Origin of the sequence: Pseudomonas sp. AP42 (assembly GCF_001728935.1) — a bacterium.
Classification (GTDB): Bacteria; Pseudomonadota; Gammaproteobacteria; order Pseudomonadales; family Pseudomonadaceae; genus Aquipseudomonas; species Aquipseudomonas lactis.
Window position 1 is genome coordinate 152,331 of record NZ_LYSO01000002.1, and the last position, 15,532, is coordinate 167,862.

Sequence of the window (15,532 nt, forward strand, 5' to 3'; positions counted from 1 at the left end):
TAACAATATCGCTTCAAGCGAGCGGAGGAATCTGATGTCGATTGCCCAACGGGTTTTCCACGGCAGGTTTGGCCGGGTCGCCTTGCTGAACATGGATCGTTCGCTGGTTACCCACACCCATTCCGAATGCCATGTGCTGGTCAAAGTGTCCGGTGAAGACACTTACTTCAACGTCAACGGGCGGCGGGTGCCGCTCAGCGATCGCACGGCAGTGCTGGTCAACGCCTGGGAGCCGCATTTCTACGATCCGCAGCCGGGTGCCGGTGCCACTGTAATCCTGGCGCTCTACATCGAGCCCGCCTGGCTGGCCACTGCCCAGCAGTCGCTGGCGCTCAGCGGTCGGCCGGACTTTTTTGCCCAGTCGTGCATCGAGCTGTCGAGCCGTAATCGCACCTTGGCCGACATCCTGGTCGCCGAAGCCCATGGCTGCGGGATCGTGCCGAAAGAACGCATGGAGTTCATGCTGTTCGACTTCCTGATCGAACTGATCGAGGACTTTTCCAGCTGGCGGCATTTGTCGCTATTGGGGGCGCCGAGTTCAGGTGAGTTCCGGGACGCGCGCGTGCGCCGTGGCACCGCCTGGTTGCTTGAGCACCTCGATGATCCGCACCCGATCGACAACGCCGCGCGGACTTGTGGTCTGTCCCGGGCGCACTTCTTTGCGCTGTTCAAGAAAGATACCGGCATGACGCCGACCCTGTTGCTTAACGACGCGCGCATGCGCCGGGCTTTTGCCTGGCTGGAGCGTGAGCGCAGTGGAACGTTGGGCCTGTTGTCGGAGAACCTCGGGTTCTCCGAGCAAGGTCATTTCACACGGTTTTTCCGTCAGCACATCGGAGCTTCACCCAGCCAATATCGGCGCGTAGTGGATTGTTATACGACGGCTTGAACCGAGATGAGGGCGGGGGGTATTGGGCAATACTCCCGCCGATGAAGTTAGTCTTTCATCTTGAAATTGCCGGTTTTTATAGACGACCAAACTTGTAGAGTCTATTAATTGTCGAGAGAATCATAGATCTCTTTCATGCGTTCTTCGCGCATCAACTCAAGTTCTTCTTTGGTTTCAGCTACCCACTGCAGGATAAAATCCCAGCAATCGCAGTCGTGAGCATCCGCTTCTGTTTCAAATGCTTCTTTCAGAAATTTAAGGCTATATTCTTCTGGCGAGGGCCCGCAGTTTTCAGCGAGGCTGTAATTCAGCTCGCTGAGTTCAAGCTGAATCCATAGATTGGCGTCCAGGAATTTCTTCAGGGCAAGTTCGGCTCTAAGTTCTTTTGCGATCATGAATGCTCTCTTGTGGCATGCAATAAGTAGCTGGTTGTTCAAGGTCGGCCCAGCGCTAAATTGGACTATGTCAATTTCCTGCCATCATCCATCCTCGAACGCCATGACTTTCACTCAGCTCTTTCACGACTCGAGCCGCGTCCTGCTTATGTTTATATGGGCCTATGACGACAAAATTGTTTTCTTTACGCGCTACCGGCAACTCCAGTTGCTGAATGGCTTTTAGTGCGCGATGGCGGCTGGGCGTATTCAATGCGGGCGTGAATTCGTCGGGAAGATTTGTACTGATTTCTGTCGCAACTTTATTAGCGATGTCGTCAAATTCGTGCTCGAAGTCTGTCACTTTTTGCTGGATGTATGAATTGTCGACGTTATTTTCACAAGTTGGTCCTGTGGACGTGTAGGTCCATAGTAGAGCTGATAGTTGCCCTAAAACGCCAGTTACCAGTAAGCCCAAGCCAAGCTTTCGCACGGCGCCCTCTCCAAATCAAGTGAATAGTTATTTGTGCCATTTCTTTTTATAAAGAAAGGTTTTATTTCTGATCCTGAGATGGTCTGAGTTCTCGAGCGCGTCAGTGTGCCCAAGCGCCAAAATTAGTTGGCTGCTTTTTGTTGTTTTAGAGAACATCGGGCGTGCACTTTATAGACTACTGATTCACGAAAAAGGCTCAGATAGTCGAAAAAAACCATATCAGAATGGGAGAGGTTAATCCTATGAAATACTTGTATTTAAGATAAATATCGTGGCCAAAGTGCCTTGTGGAAAACCGCGAAGGATCTGCATTCGCCACTTATGTGATGAACGCTCAAAATTAAAAAGTTATAGAGCCCGGTCGCTATCCATAAAGTCATCGAAGTCGTCGAACATGACCGGAATTGTGTCGGGTCCCAGCCCCTTAAATCAGACGCAAAGACAAATTTCCAGACTTCGGCGCAAAACTCCATCTCCCCAGGCAAAGCGCTCCCTGCGCCTTTCACACACACTTGGCTCTAGCGCTCTCGCGCTGTAAAACAACAAGAGCCACGAAAAATGACCAGATTCCCACCTGCTATCGAAAGGCAGACCTGCCATATCGGCGCCCTCCGGGTACGCTACATGCGACGATCATCCGTTCACCTCATGCTCATGTGCAGATCACCTCGGTGGTTTTTTCCAACGCGCTGCCATGGAGCAGAATGTTCAGAAGAATAAGATGGCGTGCCAATTATCGGGCTAGTTGAAATTGACTAAGTACCGGTCCTTCGTGTGCGTTGCGTTGACCTCTAAGATTTTGCGTTGCTTCTATTACTTTAAAATAACAAAGGGAGCGCTATACAATTGAATAGGAAAAAAATTGCTGCAAGTTCGGTGTTTCTTGGTATCACCCTGAGTGCACAGGCGCATGCTGACTTTCTAAGTGATAGCAAGGCCACCTTGGGGATGAGGAACTTCTACTTCAATAACGACAACCGCGATGGCACTGCCGCCCCTTCCAAAACCGAAGAATGGGCGCAGGGTTTCATGTTGGACTTCAAATCGGGTTATACCGATGGCATGGTTGGCTTTGGTGTCGATGGCCTGGGATTGCTGGGGGTTACCCTGGACAGCGGCAAAGGACGGCATGTCGGCAGCACCATGATGCCTTCTGACAGTGACAACCGTGCCGTCGACGAGTGGAGCCGGGTGGGGCTGACCGGAAAAGTCAAAATGTCGAAAACTGAACTTCGCTACGGCACCTTGATTCCGAAACTCCCAATTCTGGTTGCCAACGATGGGCGCGTACTTCCACAAACCTTCGAGGGCGGTCAAATCACCTCGAGCGAGTTCAAGGGGCTGACCTTGACTGGAGGTCGGATCGAACATGCGACAGGGCGTGGTTCAAGCGATCAGACGGGGTTGGCCGTTGCTGGTGGTACGCGTGAGAGCAATCAGTTTGACTTCGCCGGGGGCGATTGGAGTGTCACCAAGGATCTGACAGCTCAGTACTACTACGCAAACCTCGATAACTACTATACGCAGCATTTTTTTGGATTGATTCACACCCTTGCGCTCTCGGACAATCAGTCCCTTAAAACCGACCTGCGCTACTTCAAAACTGACTCGTCAGGTGCAAATAGCTCCGGTACGTCAGGCTACAGAATTAATGGCTACACCAAAAACGGTGATGGAGAGATCGACAACCGTACCTGGAGTGCCGCGTTGATTTACACGCTGGGTGGCCACGCGATTACTGCGGGGTACCAAAGTGTGTCGGATGGCAGCAACTTCACTCAACTCAATCAGGGCAGCCTGATAGACAAGGGCGCCGGTGGAGCAAGCCTGTATCTGTATACAGACCGCCTGATCCAAACGTTCACCCGCGCAGGCGAGCGCACAGCTTTCGGTCAGTATGCTTACGACTTTGCCGCTCTGGGAGTTCCTGGCCTGAAAGGCTCGGTCATGTACCTCTCCGGCGATAATATTAAAACTACGTCCGGCGACAACCAAAAGGAATGGGAAAGAGACATTAGCCTGGACTACGTCCTTCAGTCCGGAGCGCTTAAAGGTGTCGGGTTCGGCTGGCGTAACGGCAAGTCCAACAGCGAAGCGGCTCGTAACGTAGATCAGAACCGAGTTTTTGTAAGCTATAGCATTCCGCTTCTCTAACGAGTGTCATGAGGACGAATAGCGCTTTCAGTCCGGCCACGCTGAGGAAGGCACCCGATAACACGGGTGCTTCTGTGCAGGATTATCCGCCCGACGCTCAGGACATTAGGTAGGTGGTGCAGCCGGTTTGATTTATTTTGTCTACGCCCTCTTAGAAGCCTTCCAGCACGATCTTGCCCTTCGCCTTGCCGCTTTCCAGCAGAGCATGGGCTCGACGAAGATTTTCTGCGCTGATGCGCCCGTAGTTTTCGCCAACGGTGGTGCGCAAGTCACCCGCATCAATGCGCCGCGCAATTTCGTTGAGGATGTTGTGCTGCTCTTGCATGTCCTCTGTCTCGTAAAGCGAGCGGGTGTACATCAGCTCCCAGTGCAACGACAGGCTCTTGCGCTTGAGCGGTACGGCGTCAAGCGTGGCCGGGTCATCGATCAGGCCCAGCTTGCCCTGAGGCTTCAGTGATTCGATGATTTGCTCGTAGTGCCGATCGGTCTGGGTCAGGCTAGCGACATGGCTGACTTGTGCGATACCGATGCGCTTGAGCTCCTCGCTGAGTGGCTTGGTATGGTCGATGACATGATGCGCACCAAGCTCGGTGACCCAGGTCTGGGTTTCAGGGCGCGAAGCCGTACCAATGATCGTCAACCCGGTTAGCTGACGCGCCAGCTGAGTCAGGATTGAACCCACCCCGCCTGCAGCGCCGATGATCAGCAGCGTTTCGCCCCGGTCGGTGGTATCGCGTGCAACACCGAGGCGATCAAACAGCAATTCCCAAGCGGTCAAGGAAGTCAGTGGCAATGCCGCAGCCTCGCTGAAATCCAGCGACTGGGGTATTGAGCCGACGATACGCTCGTCCACCAGTTGCAGCTCACTGTTGCTGCCCGGGCGGATCAGCGATCCGGCGTACCAGACCCTGTCACCGGGCTTGAAGAGCGTTACGTCGCTGCCGACCGACTTGACCACGCCGGCAGCGTCCCAACCGAGGATGCGCGGCTGGCTTTCGTCCTCGTGCGGTACGTAGCCCTGCCGCACCTTGGTATCGACAGGATTGACCGATACGGCCTTTACCTCTACGAGCAAGTCGCGCGGCCCCGGCACTGGCTCGGGTATATCGATCTCCACCAAGGCGTCGGGATGTTCAATAGGCAGGCATTTGAAGTGTGCAATGGCTTTCATTCGAAGATCCTCAGGAGATGCGATACATTTTCGTGATGGTGAGCTTTTCAGCAGCGCGTTCGATGAAAGGGAGCGCTGCCTGAAAATGCGGTGTCGCTTCGTGAGCAGTCAGCGCCGCTTCGTCCCGCCACTGCTCGATCATGTGGAAAGTGCGAGCCTGCTCGGCATCACGGTGGAAATCGTACTGGATGCAGTCCGCTTCGCTTCGGCTTGGGCCTTGCAGGCCCTGCAGCGTCTGCTCGAGCTCGACTTCGAAGCCGGCCTTGGCGACCAAGGTGGCAATCAGTGTCAGAGGGGTGGTCATCAAACCTCCTGTCTGTGTGCGATATGAAGAGGGAGCATTGGCTGGCACGGGTGTATCGAAGATGTCCATGCCGGCCATGCGGCCAAAAACCTGAATCCGGGTGAGAGCGCGACAACAATCTTGCCCACTTGGGCATTCGACCAAGTTGATAGCCCTAAGGCCACGCGAGCGCTCTCGCTCCGGCGGGATCACCTGTAGCGTTCAAGCCAATGGGCATAGGGAGCGGGCAAGGTCCAGGCAGCACGCTCTACACCCAGCGCCTGGGCGGCTGAATAGGACCAGTTAGGATTGCCCAGGTGCGCCCGGCCAATCATCGCCAGGTCCAGTTGACCACTTCTCACCGCTTCTTCGGCGACGCTCGGCGTGCCGAAGCCCCATGCCGAGGCCACCGCAATCCCCGTCTCGCGCCGTACCCGCTGGGTAACTTCGCCCATGAAACCGGGGGCCCAAGGAATGTTCGATTCAGGGATGGTGAACCCGATACTGACGCTGAGCAAGTCCAAACCACCGTCCTTGAAACGACGTGTCAGTTCGATAGCCTCTGACAAGGTCTGTTCATCCCGGCCGTCGTATTCGATAACACCCAGGCGAGCGGTCAGCGGCAAGTGCTCTGGCCATACTTCGCGAACCGCCGCCAGTGTTTCCAGCAGAAAGCGGCTACGGTTATCGAAGTTTCCGCCATAGGCGTCGTCACGAAGGTTGGAGTGTTCAGAGAGGAATGACTGGGCCAGATAGCCATGGGCGAAATGCAGCTCTAACCACTCGAAGCCAGCTTCACGTGCACGGCGAGCGGCTGAGACAAAATCCTCGCGCACCCGGGCGATATCCTCCAGCGTCATGGCTTTCGGCTGCTTGGCGAGCTGAGCGCCAAAGGCAACAGCCGACGGGGCGATGGTCTGCCAGCCACGCGAATCATCCTCGCCGATATGATCGTCACCTTCCCAAGGACGGTTCGCACTGGCCTTGCGCCCCGCGTGGGCAATCTGGATACCTGGCACTGCGCCGGCAGCCTTGATCGATTGCACCACCGGCACGAAGGCACGGGCGAGCTCATCATTCCAGATACCAGCGCAGCCAGGCGTGATCCGTCCTTCGGGTGACACGGCAGTCGCCTCGACGACCACCAGTCCTGCGCCGCCACGCGCGAGGGTGGCATAGTGCACAGTGTGCCAATCGTTGATCAGGCCATCATTGGCCGAGTACATGCACATGGGGGGAATCGCGATCCGGTTGCGAAGGGAGACATCCTTGAGCGTGAAAGGTTGGAACAGCGCAGACATTAGGTTTTTCTCCGAGGGATACTATTTCTCTTGTTCGATAATATTCGAACTATTGACATAGAGCAAACCCGTGTATGATTCGCTCATGCGCCCCTTCAAACACCTTCCTCTCAGTGAATTCGTTCTTGAGCGTCTGTTTTACGCCTTGAGCGACCCTGTACGCCTGGAGATTGTCCGGCGCCTCGCCGAGCTGGGAGAGGCCAGCTGTGGCGAGCTGGACGGTGGCCGTGCGAAGTCCACCATGTCCCACCATTTCCGGGTGCTGCGAGATGCCGGACTGGTTCAAACCCAGACCATCGGCACGACACACATGAACTCGTTGCGTAGGGAAGACTTGAGTCACCGTTTTCCGGGCCTGCTGGAAACGATCCTGTCCCAGTACGACGAAAAAGGAAGATGAGGCTCACGGGTGTTTTTCCACCCAACTCTTTCAGCGCGCGCTCTGCGCAAAAACACGCGGATCTGAGAAGCAGTTGACCAGGTGGTCGTACACGAGCCTCACTCTCGGTGCCACGGGCCCTGATTGCGGGCGATACATGATCAATTCGGAAGGCGGCGGAGCATCGTGTTGCATGAGCTCGACCAGTCGCCCTTCAGACAGATAGGGTTCTGCCAGATAACCGGGCATTTGCCCACAGGCGATTCCCGCCAGAACAATCTCTCGCTCGGTTTCTGGATCGTCGCAGGTAAATGCCGGGGAGGCAGGCAGGAACGTTTGCCCCTCGGCAAGCACCCACGGCCAGGGGCGGCCGTTTTTGCGATCGATCAGCATCGACAGGGGCAAGCGTTTCAGATCCTCGATGCTGCCAGGGCATTGCACGGTGTCGAGGAGTGACGGCGCCGCGACGATTTTCAGGTCGACATGGGCCACCGTTCTGGCGATATAGCGCCGATCCCGCACAGCTCCAACACGAATACCGATGTCAATCTTGTTGGCCACCGCGTCGGTGAGCTGGTCATCCAGGCTCAGGTCGATGCTCAGGCCGGGATTCTCCCGCATCAGCGGTTTCAGAAACTCAATCAGATACAGCTTGCCAATGGCGTGGGGGGCCGTGATGCCGACGACGCCTTTTGCCTCCTGTTTACTGTTGGCGATAAACAACTGATCCACCCGTTCCAGGGTTTCCCGGGCTTGCAAGGCGAGTTTGGCACCAAAAGCGGTGACGTGAACCTGCCGCGTGCTACGGTGGAACAACAGCTCCCCAAGCGTGCGCTCCAGTTCTTTGATGGCGCGTGTCACGGTCTGCGGAGAGGTGCCGAGGCGGGTGGCTGCATCGCGAAACGTGGTCGATTGCGCCGCCACCGAAAAGATCCGAATCAGCTCCATGCGATTGAGCATTGGCGTCAACTCCCGTTCCAGAAAATGGAATTCTCAAATCCGAACTCTTCCATTTTCTGACGAATAAAACCAGCGCAGACTGCACTCATCAACCCAAACAGGTCTCAACAGGTGCGCTGAACATGAGTAAAAACATCCAGGGTAAAGTGGTCGTTATCACCGGTGCGAGTAGCGGTCTGGGCGAAGCAACGGCGCGTCATCTGGCAGCGCTCGGCGCCCATGTAGTGCTTGGCGCCCGTCGCCAGGATCGTCTGGACGCGATTGTCCGGGAGATCGCCGCAGCAGGCGGCAAGGCGATTGCCCATCCGATCGATGTCACAAACAAAGAGGACTTGTCTGCGCTGGTCGCCAAGGCTGTCGAGGCATTCGGTCGCATCGATGTGATGATTAACAATGCAGGGCTGATGGCGATCTCTCCGATTTCGCAGCTGCGCGTCGAAGAGTGGGATCGCATGATCGACATCAACATCAAGGGCGTGTTGTATGGCATCGCGGCCGCGTTGCCGCTTTTCGAACAACAGGCCAGCGGTCACTTCATCAACATCTCGTCGGTTGCCGGCATCAAGGTGTTCAGCCCCGGTGGATCGGTGTACAGCGGTACCAAATTTGCGGTGCGCGCTATTTCCGATGGCCTGCGTCATGAAGTCGGCGGGAATATTCGCACGACGACCATCGAGCCGGGCGCGGTGGATTCCGAGCTCAAGTTCGGCAGCGGGCACCAGCCGAGCGCCGAGGTCGTTGGCGAGTTTTACAAGAAGGCCATCCCGGCTGATTCGGTTGCACGGGCCATCGCTTACGCGATCGAGCAACCTGCCGATGTCGATATCAACGAGATTGTTCTGCGTCCGACGGCGCAAGACTTCTGATAGTTAACCTGTGCCGTTTGTGCCCTTGCGCAAAGGCACGGGCGCGAGCGACTAAGCTTTAGCACTATTGAATACTTCGAATGTCTGGCCTGGAGCCAAACTTCCACGCAAGCCAACCAATATCGGTGATATCAACCCGTTTGTTTTTACCGTGAAGGCGGGAAGCTTTACCGCCGCGGCGATTACACTGGGCATGGACCCGCATTGTTCGCTTGGAGGACCGGATGGGCGCACGGTTGCTCAATCGCACGACGCGCAAACTGAGCCTGACGGACGAGGGGCAGATTGCGTATGAGCGCTGGCGGCAGATTATCGAGGATCTTGATGAGGTCGAGGTGACCATGGTCCGGGCCGTGGGCGGCCGACCGGTACCTTTAAACTCACGGTCCCGCTGTCCTTTGGTCAGCGCCATGTCCTGCCGATCCTTGATGCCTATCTGAAGCAGTGGCCTGAGCTGCACGTGGAGTTGTGGTTTACCGATCGCTTTGTCGACGCCCTTTTTACCACAGATGTAGCCGACTCCTCATCCTTCCCAGGAGCGTCATCCCGTTTTTCAACGCCTGTTTCAACCAGAAGCACTCACTATCGGTCCGATTTTGCCGCTGGAAACCCACCCCGGCCGAGCGGCCCCGACCATGCGCGGTCATTTCGAGATGGCGCAACGCGTCGAAGCGCTGGACTTTGGTGCGCTCTGGATGCGTGACATTCTTTTCTACGATCCGGATTATGGCCACGTGGCGCAGATGTTCGAACCGCTGGGCCATCCACAGCCAGCCAAGCGCCTATGCCAACAGCCAGCCGATGATGGTCCTCACCGACACGGCCGTGTTCCCAATAATGTGAATATAAGCAGCTCGCATGTTGTGGTCACGGCTATCCACTTCAAGGTTGTTGTGAGCATGCTCCGTGAATTCGACGGTCCGTTCACCAGATGGCAGAGCAACGGCTACTTTTGAACCCATGCGGCTCCGGAATTTCGGTGGTGATTTCCAGAAAGCCGGCTGTCTGCATAGTTAAACACTTGCCGCGAACCGTCCTGGCGTATCGTCGTAACAGTGACATAGCCGGCCGAGAGAATACCATTCATCCGGAAGTCACTGTCGATGGGGGGGGCGAGCCTGTGAAAAGCTTACCATTGACTGGTCTAATCCCATTCAGTCTGGAATCTTCAGCATGCGAACTGTCGACATCCAGCAGGCAAGAATAAACCTGTCCCAGCGTTGATGAGGCTGTCAAAGGATGTCATTCCTGATTTCCAAGTCCGGCAGGCGGCTCTCCTCATCTGTTGTACGGAGTTGGTAATATCGGGCCGTGTTGGCAACGGGTGCCACCTTAAGTTGTAGGCTGGTGTCTACGGAGAGCGGCGGTGCAGTGGCGGTGAGTCGGGCGAGAACATTTAGGATGTGATCGGCACTCAGGGCGCCAGACAATCCTCGCAAGCGCCAATCGATTTCGCGCGTGCCGCGCTCAGCGCTTCACACAGGGGGACCGAAGGTCCCGACTCAAGCACCACTTCTACTGCTACCAGCACCGGGTCGAGACCAGCGATGGGCACAGCAGCCAATACCTACGTCATAATTTGATCACCGTTGCTGTGATGTCTCAGGCCCCGCTTGAGAAGCCGCAACGGAGTGGGCAGATCAGCAAACGGCGTGCCATTGCACAGTGCACTGGGTTTGCGTTCGATGAGTGGGATGTAATGCTGCCAGTCAAACCTGACCTGATCTCAATCAAATAGGCACTCGTGGCTGGCAATCATCGTGTCATCGGCGATGACCCTGAGCCGGGAGGGATATAGACGGCTGCTTACCCATTGGCCGACTCGCTCACACGGCACCGAATCGCGATTTCGTGCCACGCAGATCAGGCAGGTGCTGGAGACCCTTACGGTGTGCTCGACGTAGCCATCAAAGGCGGTCGGCATCCATTTCGACCCGCTCCAGCTCCAAAACGTCCGCCACCGTCAGCCCGTTGCACTAGGGGTGTAGCAGCTCGCTCCAGAGCGCACGCACGACAGCGTTGGCCCAGCCAGGCATTCAGTTCCTCGAGGGTGTGGAACATGCAGTTTGAGCGTCAATCCTGATGCGCCGTCGACTGCCTTGAACGTTCTTATCGACAATGCCCTTTTTCCAGCCAGAGGCTACGTTGCAGAATTTTGCGAGTTTGCCGGGCACGATGCTTCCGACGTCCTTTTCCAGCTGGAGCGAGTACGCAGCATCCAGCGTCACCGCTTTCAGGGCGCCGAGGCGACTAACCCGTTGTTCGGGGCCGCGCAGGTTGCCATCGTTGGTGATGCGATTTACGCCGGTCCACATCAGGAAAAGCGGCTGGCCGGGGGCCATCGGCATATCGGAGTGGAAAGAGTAGGAAATGCCGGCCCTCTCGACATCACCCATGCGGGCCAGGTTATCCGCCCGCGCGGGGTCGAGCCCGTTGGTACGGTAATTGTCTGCAAGTGCCACTGGGTAGTACGGGTTCCCGCTCACGATGGCACCCAGTCGTTTAATACGCGCAACTTGTTCAGGCGTCGAGACCGCGAAGTGAACGATCACAGTGCGGTGGTCGGGGGCGAGGGTGACGGCGCATATTGAGCTCAAGCTGGTCGAGCAACATGTCGAGGCCGGCGTCACCGTTCACGTGCACATGGATCTGGTACCCGAGGTCCCAGTACACGCGGAACGACGGGCAAACAGATCGGGATCCATCATCCACTCGCCTTTATGCCCGTCGGTGTAGCCATCCTTCACCTGCATGAGCTGGGAGAAGATGGCGCCGTCCGCGAACAGCTTCACTTGCTTGGGAAGATACGCGGTCATACCCTGTCCCCAGGTCAGGATCTTCTCGCTTTCCTCGGCGATCTTTTCATCGGGGTAAACGCCGGTGATCGATTTGCCGTCAACGATGTAATAGAAGCAGAAGGGCGACGAGGAACTGCTCAGCACTGCATTTTGGGCTTCCTGCAACTTTTTCGACGAATGCCGCCCGCCGGGCTCGCACCCAACGTTACGCCGTTGGCGTGGTAGTAGGTCTGAACGAACTCGAGCCCTGCGCGTAACCGTTGCGGCGAGGCGATTACCGGACCGATCAGCGGCAGGACAGCGAATCCGCCCGGTTCCCAATAGTGGCCATTGGCAAAGTCCGACTGTCTTTTTGCGCTGTCGGACAGCCTGTCGTGCCAGGCTTTCGTTACACCATACTTTTTTCGGCAGCGGAGTTCACGTAAAACTCATGACCCGACCGGTGCCAGATGATAATCGGTCGAGTCTTGCTGATTGTATAAAGGTCGGCCTTCTTCAGCGCACCATGGAAGTATTAGTATAGCCCCAACTGATCAGAGGCGCATCTGGATCCTTCAGCGCAGTGTTGGCAGCCTTCAGGCGCGCGAGGTATTCCTCATGGTTCTTGGCTGCTTTCGATGTTCCCTTCGGCAGCACCAAGTCTTCGATGGAGATGATCTCGCTGGTCATTGTCAGTGCGGCCAGCAATGGATGATCGTGCTGGGCAATGAAGCCTGGCACGATGACCTGGTCGGCAAAGGGGTTGTTGACCGTGTAGGACTGCTTGCCAGCCGCGGCCTTGAATTCGTCAAGCGATTCCGTCTCGATAATGCGATCGCCGACGACCGCCACGGCCTGGACGGTGGGTTTCGCCGGGTCAAGGGTGACGATTTCCTTAGCCGGGTAAAGGATGATTTCGGGCAGTGTCTCCACCGCCTCGACCATATCCTGCAGCGATGAGGTGGTTCCTGCGGTCGCCGTACTCGCACCCTGCCGCCAAGAAGATGGCAGCTAATAGACCTGACCGAAGATGATGGACAGTTGGCATGTTCGCTCCTCGCTCACTCATTCCTGACCGTTAGGGCCGGTGGCATTGTTGAACCCACTAAGTAGGTAACGAAGTTAGTTTCCGTATCCAAAGTCTGTGCCCGACAGCATTCCTTGCTCTTTCCTAGTGCCAAAATATAACTTGAGATGAGCAGGAAGCACGACAGCGTTTTGGGGCGCATCACCGAGTCTAGCAGCGACCCTCCAGCCTGCTGTTTTATCCCCAACGCAGAGTTATCTATGATCAAGAAAACCCTATCCGTTGCGTGGACGGTAGGCAGCGACTGTTACCACCTCCAACAGGCTCGTAAAAGCTTCCCCGAGCCCGAGTAACTATTCAACCGCAAAGGCGAGCCACCAAGGCCCAGTGCCTCGCTTTCCACGACGTAGGCCCTGTAACGCCAAGCTGCGTGTCAGCGCAAAGCTGGCAGCGCCCCAACGGCGGCCAGCATTTCATCAAATACCACTCGAACCCGTCCCGGAACGGGGCCACGCTGGGGTCGATAGACGTACAACCCCCATGCCGGAGGCTCTTCGTCTTGCAACACTTGCACGAGTTTCCCGCTGGCAATGTAGGGGGCCGCCATGTAGTCCGCTAGTTGGGCGCAGGCGACCCCGGCCAGTGCGGCGCCTATTTCCATGTCGGCATTGTCGGCAATGAGGGTGGGAGCTGCGGGTATCCACTGCTGCCCCCCTTTGAAGTGCCAAGGCCAGGGGCGGCCGGTATTGGTATCCAGGGCTGCGGCGATCGGTAGGCCGGCCAACGCATCGATATCGCCAGGTGCGCCCACTTTCTCGATAAGACTTGGAGCGGCAACGATTGGCAACCTCATATCGGCTGCCTTGCGCGCGACGAAGCGACTATCGCGCATGAAACCAACTCTGATGCCAACATCGATCCCGTCGTCAACCGTGTTGCTGATGCGATCGGACAGGCGCACATCCAGGTTGATCCCAGGATGACGTGCGACAACGCGCTCCAATGCAGGTAAAACTGCTCTGGTACCCAGGCTGTGCGGTGCAGTGATGCGGACCGTGCCCGACAGGGTAGTCTGCTGGTCGGCCGCAGGCGTTCGCCATAGATCCTCGAACCGCTCCAGCACAGGGCGCACCTGTTCCAGCAGGCCTTCGGCAAAGGCGGTGATGCGCACCTGTCGCGTGCTGCGATGGAACAGCACCTCGCAGTAGTGTCTCTCCAGTTGTTGGATAGCTCGCGTGACGCCTTGAGGGGAAGTCCCCAGACGCACGGCTGCGTCGCGAAAACTGCTGCTTTCGGCCGCCACCCGAAATATGCGCAGCAGTTCGATATCTTTGGTCATTACCCATACCTCATGTCCAGCTTCGTTGATCGTTAATTGTTCCACAAATGGAATTATAAAATCGAAAAAATTCCATATTTTGCAGCTTTGTCGTCTCCTATACTGACAACTCAGCGGAATGCTCCGCTCCTGTGCCCCCTGATAAGGAAACGACATCATGAAATCCCGTGCAGCAGTCGCCTTCGAGCCTGGAAGGCCGCTGGAAATCGTCGAGATCGACGTTGATTCGCCTCGCAAAGGCGAAGTGCTCGTAAGGATCACAAATACTGGCGTTTGCCATACCGACGCCTTCACCCTGTCGGGCGATGACCCCGAAGGTCTATTCCCGGTCGTGCTGGGTCACGAGGGGGCGGGTATCGTCGTGGAGGTGGGTGAAGGTGTGACCAGCGTGAAGCCTGGCGATCACGTCATTCCTCTTTACACCGCCGAATGCGGCGAATGCCTGTTCTGCAAGTCCGGCAAGACCAACCTGTGTGTCGCTGTTCGCGCAACCCAGGGCAAGGGGCTAATGCCCGATGGTACGACCCGCTTCTCGTACAACGGCCAGCCGCTTTACCACTACATGGGCTGCTCGACCTTCAGCGAATACACGGTAGTGGCTGAGGTATCGCTGGCCAAGATCAACCCCGACGCCAATCCCGAGCACGTCTGCCTACTGGGTTGCGGTGTGACCACGGGCATCGGCGCCGTTCACAACACGGCCAAGGTGCAGCCAGGTGACTCGGTGGCCATCTTCGGTCTCGGCGGCATCGGGCTCGCAGCGATTCAGGGTGCGCGCCAAGCCAAGGCAGGTCGCATCATTGCCATCGATACCAATCCAGCGAAGTTCGAGCTGGCTCGTACCTTCGGCGCGACCGAATGTCTCAACCCGAAGGACTTCGACAAGCCGATTCACGAGGTTCTCATCGAGATGACCGGTTGGGGTGTCGATCACACCTTCGAGTGCATTGGCAACGTCAACGTGATGCGCTCGGCACTGGAAGCAGCACATCGTGGCTGGGGCCAGTCGATCGTCATCGGCGTGGCTGGTGCAGGCAAGGAAATTTCGACGCGCCCGTTCCAGTTGGTCACCGGTCGCACCTGGAAGGGTTCGGCTTTCGGTGGGGTCAAGGGCCGCACTCAGCTTCCCGGCATGGTGGAAGACGCAATGAAAGGCGAGATCGATCTCGCCCCGTTCGTCACCCACACCATGGGCCTCGACGACATCAACAAGGCCTTCGACCTGATGCATGAAGGCAAGTCGATTCGCACAGTGATCCACTACTGATCACTCACTGTCCATTCAACACCAACCACCAAGGAAATTAACCATGTCCAATCCTGTCATTTCCGGCGACGGCATCTTCTCGCATGTCTTTATCGGCGCCGCCGACGTTCAGAAGTCGGCAGCGTTCTACGACGCCGCTCTGGGTGCTCTCGGCATCAAGAACCTCGGTCCTTTCGGCAACGGATGGGTGCTTTTCGGTCGCGAAAAGCCGGCTTTCATCATCGCCCGCCCGGGCAATGGTGAAGCGCCTTG

15 protein-coding genes and 4 pseudogenes are annotated in these 15,532 nt (G+C 56.7%); 8 read left to right on the forward strand and 11 right to left on the reverse strand.

The features are described from left to right. Positions 1-34 precede the first annotated feature (34 nt). On the forward strand, positions 35-889 hold the full coding sequence (locus A7K61_RS01785; protein WP_069556831.1) for an AraC family transcriptional regulator: 855 nt from the start codon (positions 35-37) through the stop codon (positions 887-889). A 104-nt stretch (positions 890-993) separates the two neighbouring features. Here the strand turns inward: A7K61_RS01785 and A7K61_RS01790 are convergent, their stop codons facing one another. Together A7K61_RS01790 and A7K61_RS30715 are read right to left on the reverse strand one after the other, a co-directional pair. Next, a complete protein-coding gene (locus A7K61_RS01790) occupies positions 994-1,284 on the reverse strand; it encodes a DUF6388 family protein (protein ID WP_069556832.1) in 291 nt (96 codons plus the stop codon). A 70-nt stretch (positions 1,285-1,354) separates the two neighbouring features. Next, positions 1,355-1,756, reverse strand: coding sequence for an SPOR domain-containing protein (locus tag A7K61_RS30715; RefSeq protein WP_080758726.1), 402 nt, complete (start codon positions 1,754-1,756; stop codon positions 1,355-1,357). 846 nt (positions 1,757-2,602) lie between these two features. On the opposite strand from A7K61_RS30715, the gene A7K61_RS01795 reads away from it, so the two are divergent. Further along, the gene (locus tag A7K61_RS01795; protein WP_069556833.1) at positions 2,603-3,910 is read left to right on the forward strand and encodes an OprD family porin; all 1,308 of its coding nucleotides are present in this window, start codon (positions 2,603-2,605) and stop codon (positions 3,908-3,910) included. A gap of 151 nt (positions 3,911-4,061) precedes the next feature. Here A7K61_RS01795 and A7K61_RS01800 read toward each other — a convergent pair whose 3' ends face one another. The 3 genes from A7K61_RS01800 to A7K61_RS01810 form a co-directional block, all read right to left on the reverse strand. Next, positions 4,062-5,081, reverse strand: a complete 1,020-nt coding sequence (locus tag A7K61_RS01800) for a zinc-binding alcohol dehydrogenase family protein (RefSeq protein ID WP_017737781.1) — start codon at positions 5,079-5,081, stop codon at positions 4,062-4,064. Positions 5,082-5,091: 10 nt separating this feature from the next. Beyond that, complete coding sequence (locus A7K61_RS01805) at positions 5,092-5,385, reverse strand: putative quinol monooxygenase (RefSeq protein ID WP_017737780.1); 294 nt, start codon at positions 5,383-5,385, stop codon at positions 5,092-5,094. A 188-nt stretch (positions 5,386-5,573) separates the two neighbouring features. Next, positions 5,574-6,665 (reverse strand): NADH:flavin oxidoreductase/NADH oxidase, encoded by a 1,092-nt coding sequence (locus A7K61_RS01810; RefSeq protein WP_026136919.1) that lies wholly within the window; start codon positions 6,663-6,665, stop codon positions 5,574-5,576. Between the two features lie 85 nt (positions 6,666-6,750). Here A7K61_RS01810 and A7K61_RS01815 point away from each other — a divergent pair, with 85 nt between their 5' ends. Next, the gene (locus A7K61_RS01815) at positions 6,751-7,065 is read left to right on the forward strand and encodes a helix-turn-helix transcriptional regulator (protein ID WP_017737778.1); all 315 of its coding nucleotides are present in this window, start codon (positions 6,751-6,753) and stop codon (positions 7,063-7,065) included. Positions 7,066-7,095: 30 nt separating this feature from the next. Here the strand turns inward: A7K61_RS01815 and A7K61_RS01820 are convergent, their stop codons facing one another. After that, the gene (locus tag A7K61_RS01820) at positions 7,096-8,004 is read right to left on the reverse strand and encodes a LysR family transcriptional regulator (RefSeq protein ID WP_069556834.1); all 909 of its coding nucleotides are present in this window, start codon (positions 8,002-8,004) and stop codon (positions 7,096-7,098) included. Positions 8,005-8,126: 122 nt separating this feature from the next. On the opposite strand from A7K61_RS01820, the gene A7K61_RS01825 reads away from it, so the two are divergent. From A7K61_RS01825 to A7K61_RS33430, 3 genes and pseudogenes are all read left to right on the forward strand, one after another. Further along, complete coding sequence (locus A7K61_RS01825) at positions 8,127-8,870, forward strand: SDR family oxidoreductase (protein WP_017737776.1); 744 nt, start codon at positions 8,127-8,129, stop codon at positions 8,868-8,870. Between the two features lie 67 nt (positions 8,871-8,937). Beyond that, positions 8,938-9,429 (forward strand): annotated as a pseudogene (locus A7K61_RS32060) (LysR family transcriptional regulator); the annotation flags it as partial. A 76-nt stretch (positions 9,430-9,505) separates the two neighbouring features. Further along, complete coding sequence (locus tag A7K61_RS33430; RefSeq protein WP_256557692.1) at positions 9,506-9,826, forward strand: hypothetical protein; 321 nt, start codon at positions 9,506-9,508, stop codon at positions 9,824-9,826. A 276-nt stretch (positions 9,827-10,102) separates the two neighbouring features. Here the strand turns inward: A7K61_RS33430 and A7K61_RS33435 are convergent. From A7K61_RS33435 to A7K61_RS01855, 5 genes and pseudogenes are all read right to left on the reverse strand, one after another. Further along, positions 10,103-11,023, reverse strand: a pseudogene (locus A7K61_RS33435) (hypothetical protein); the annotation flags it as partial. A gap of 6 nt (positions 11,024-11,029) precedes the next feature. Further along, positions 11,030-11,500, reverse strand: a pseudogene (locus A7K61_RS33290) (amidohydrolase family protein); the annotation flags it as partial. Between the two features lie 3 nt (positions 11,501-11,503). Continuing rightward, the gene (locus tag A7K61_RS33295; RefSeq protein WP_069556837.1) at positions 11,504-11,812 is read right to left on the reverse strand and encodes a hypothetical protein; all 309 of its coding nucleotides are present in this window, start codon (positions 11,810-11,812) and stop codon (positions 11,504-11,506) included. A gap of 351 nt (positions 11,813-12,163) precedes the next feature. After that, positions 12,164-12,592, reverse strand: a complete 429-nt coding sequence (locus A7K61_RS33300) for a hypothetical protein (RefSeq protein WP_069556838.1) — start codon at positions 12,590-12,592, stop codon at positions 12,164-12,166. Positions 12,593-13,107: 515 nt separating this feature from the next. Next, entirely contained in the window at positions 13,108-14,013 is a 906-nt protein-coding gene (locus A7K61_RS01855; RefSeq protein ID WP_069556839.1) for a LysR family transcriptional regulator, read from the reverse strand. 157 nt (positions 14,014-14,170) lie between these two features. Between A7K61_RS01855 and A7K61_RS01860 the strand changes: the two genes are divergently transcribed. Further along, positions 14,171-15,280 carry an S-(hydroxymethyl)glutathione dehydrogenase/class III alcohol dehydrogenase gene (locus A7K61_RS01860; RefSeq protein ID WP_069556840.1) on the forward strand — a complete coding sequence of 370 codons (1,110 nt, stop codon included), beginning with the start codon at positions 14,171-14,173 and terminating at the stop codon, positions 15,278-15,280. Positions 15,281-15,323: 43 nt separating this feature from the next. Then, positions 15,324-15,532: pseudogene (locus A7K61_RS01865) on the forward strand (VOC family protein); the annotation flags it as partial.

What these genes read in the sequence shown, in the direction of transcription:
- A7K61_RS01785 (WP_069556831.1), top strand. Translation starts at nt 35, where the DNA reads ATGTCGATTGCCCAACGGGTTTTCCACGGCAGGTTTGGCCGGGTCGCC.
- A7K61_RS01790 (WP_069556832.1), bottom strand. Translation starts at nt 1,284, where the DNA reads ATGATCGCAAAAGAACTTAGAGCCGAACTTGCCCTGAAGAAATTCCTG.
- A7K61_RS01800 (WP_017737781.1), bottom strand. Translation starts at nt 5,081, where the DNA reads ATGAAAGCCATTGCACACTTCAAATGCCTGCCTATTGAACATCCCGAC.
- A7K61_RS01805 (WP_017737780.1), bottom strand. Translation starts at nt 5,385, where the DNA reads ATGACCACCCCTCTGACACTGATTGCCACCTTGGTCGCCAAGGCCGGC.
- A7K61_RS01810 (WP_026136919.1), bottom strand. Translation starts at nt 6,665, where the DNA reads ATGTCTGCGCTGTTCCAACCTTTCACGCTCAAGGATGTCTCCCTTCGC.
- A7K61_RS01815 (WP_017737778.1), top strand. Translation starts at nt 6,751, where the DNA reads ATGCGCCCCTTCAAACACCTTCCTCTCAGTGAATTCGTTCTTGAGCGT.
- A7K61_RS01820 (WP_069556834.1), bottom strand. Translation starts at nt 8,004, where the DNA reads ATGCTCAATCGCATGGAGCTGATTCGGATCTTTTCGGTGGCGGCGCAA.
- A7K61_RS01825 (WP_017737776.1), top strand. Translation starts at nt 8,127, where the DNA reads ATGAGTAAAAACATCCAGGGTAAAGTGGTCGTTATCACCGGTGCGAGT.
- A7K61_RS33430 (WP_256557692.1), top strand. Translation starts at nt 9,506, where the DNA reads ATGCGCGGTCATTTCGAGATGGCGCAACGCGTCGAAGCGCTGGACTTT.
- A7K61_RS33300 (WP_069556838.1), bottom strand. Translation starts at nt 12,592, where the DNA reads ATGGTCGAGGCGGTGGAGACACTGCCCGAAATCATCCTTTACCCGGCT.
- A7K61_RS01855 (WP_069556839.1), bottom strand. Translation starts at nt 14,013, where the DNA reads ATGACCAAAGATATCGAACTGCTGCGCATATTTCGGGTGGCGGCCGAA.
- A7K61_RS01860 (WP_069556840.1), top strand. Translation starts at nt 14,171, where the DNA reads ATGAAATCCCGTGCAGCAGTCGCCTTCGAGCCTGGAAGGCCGCTGGAA.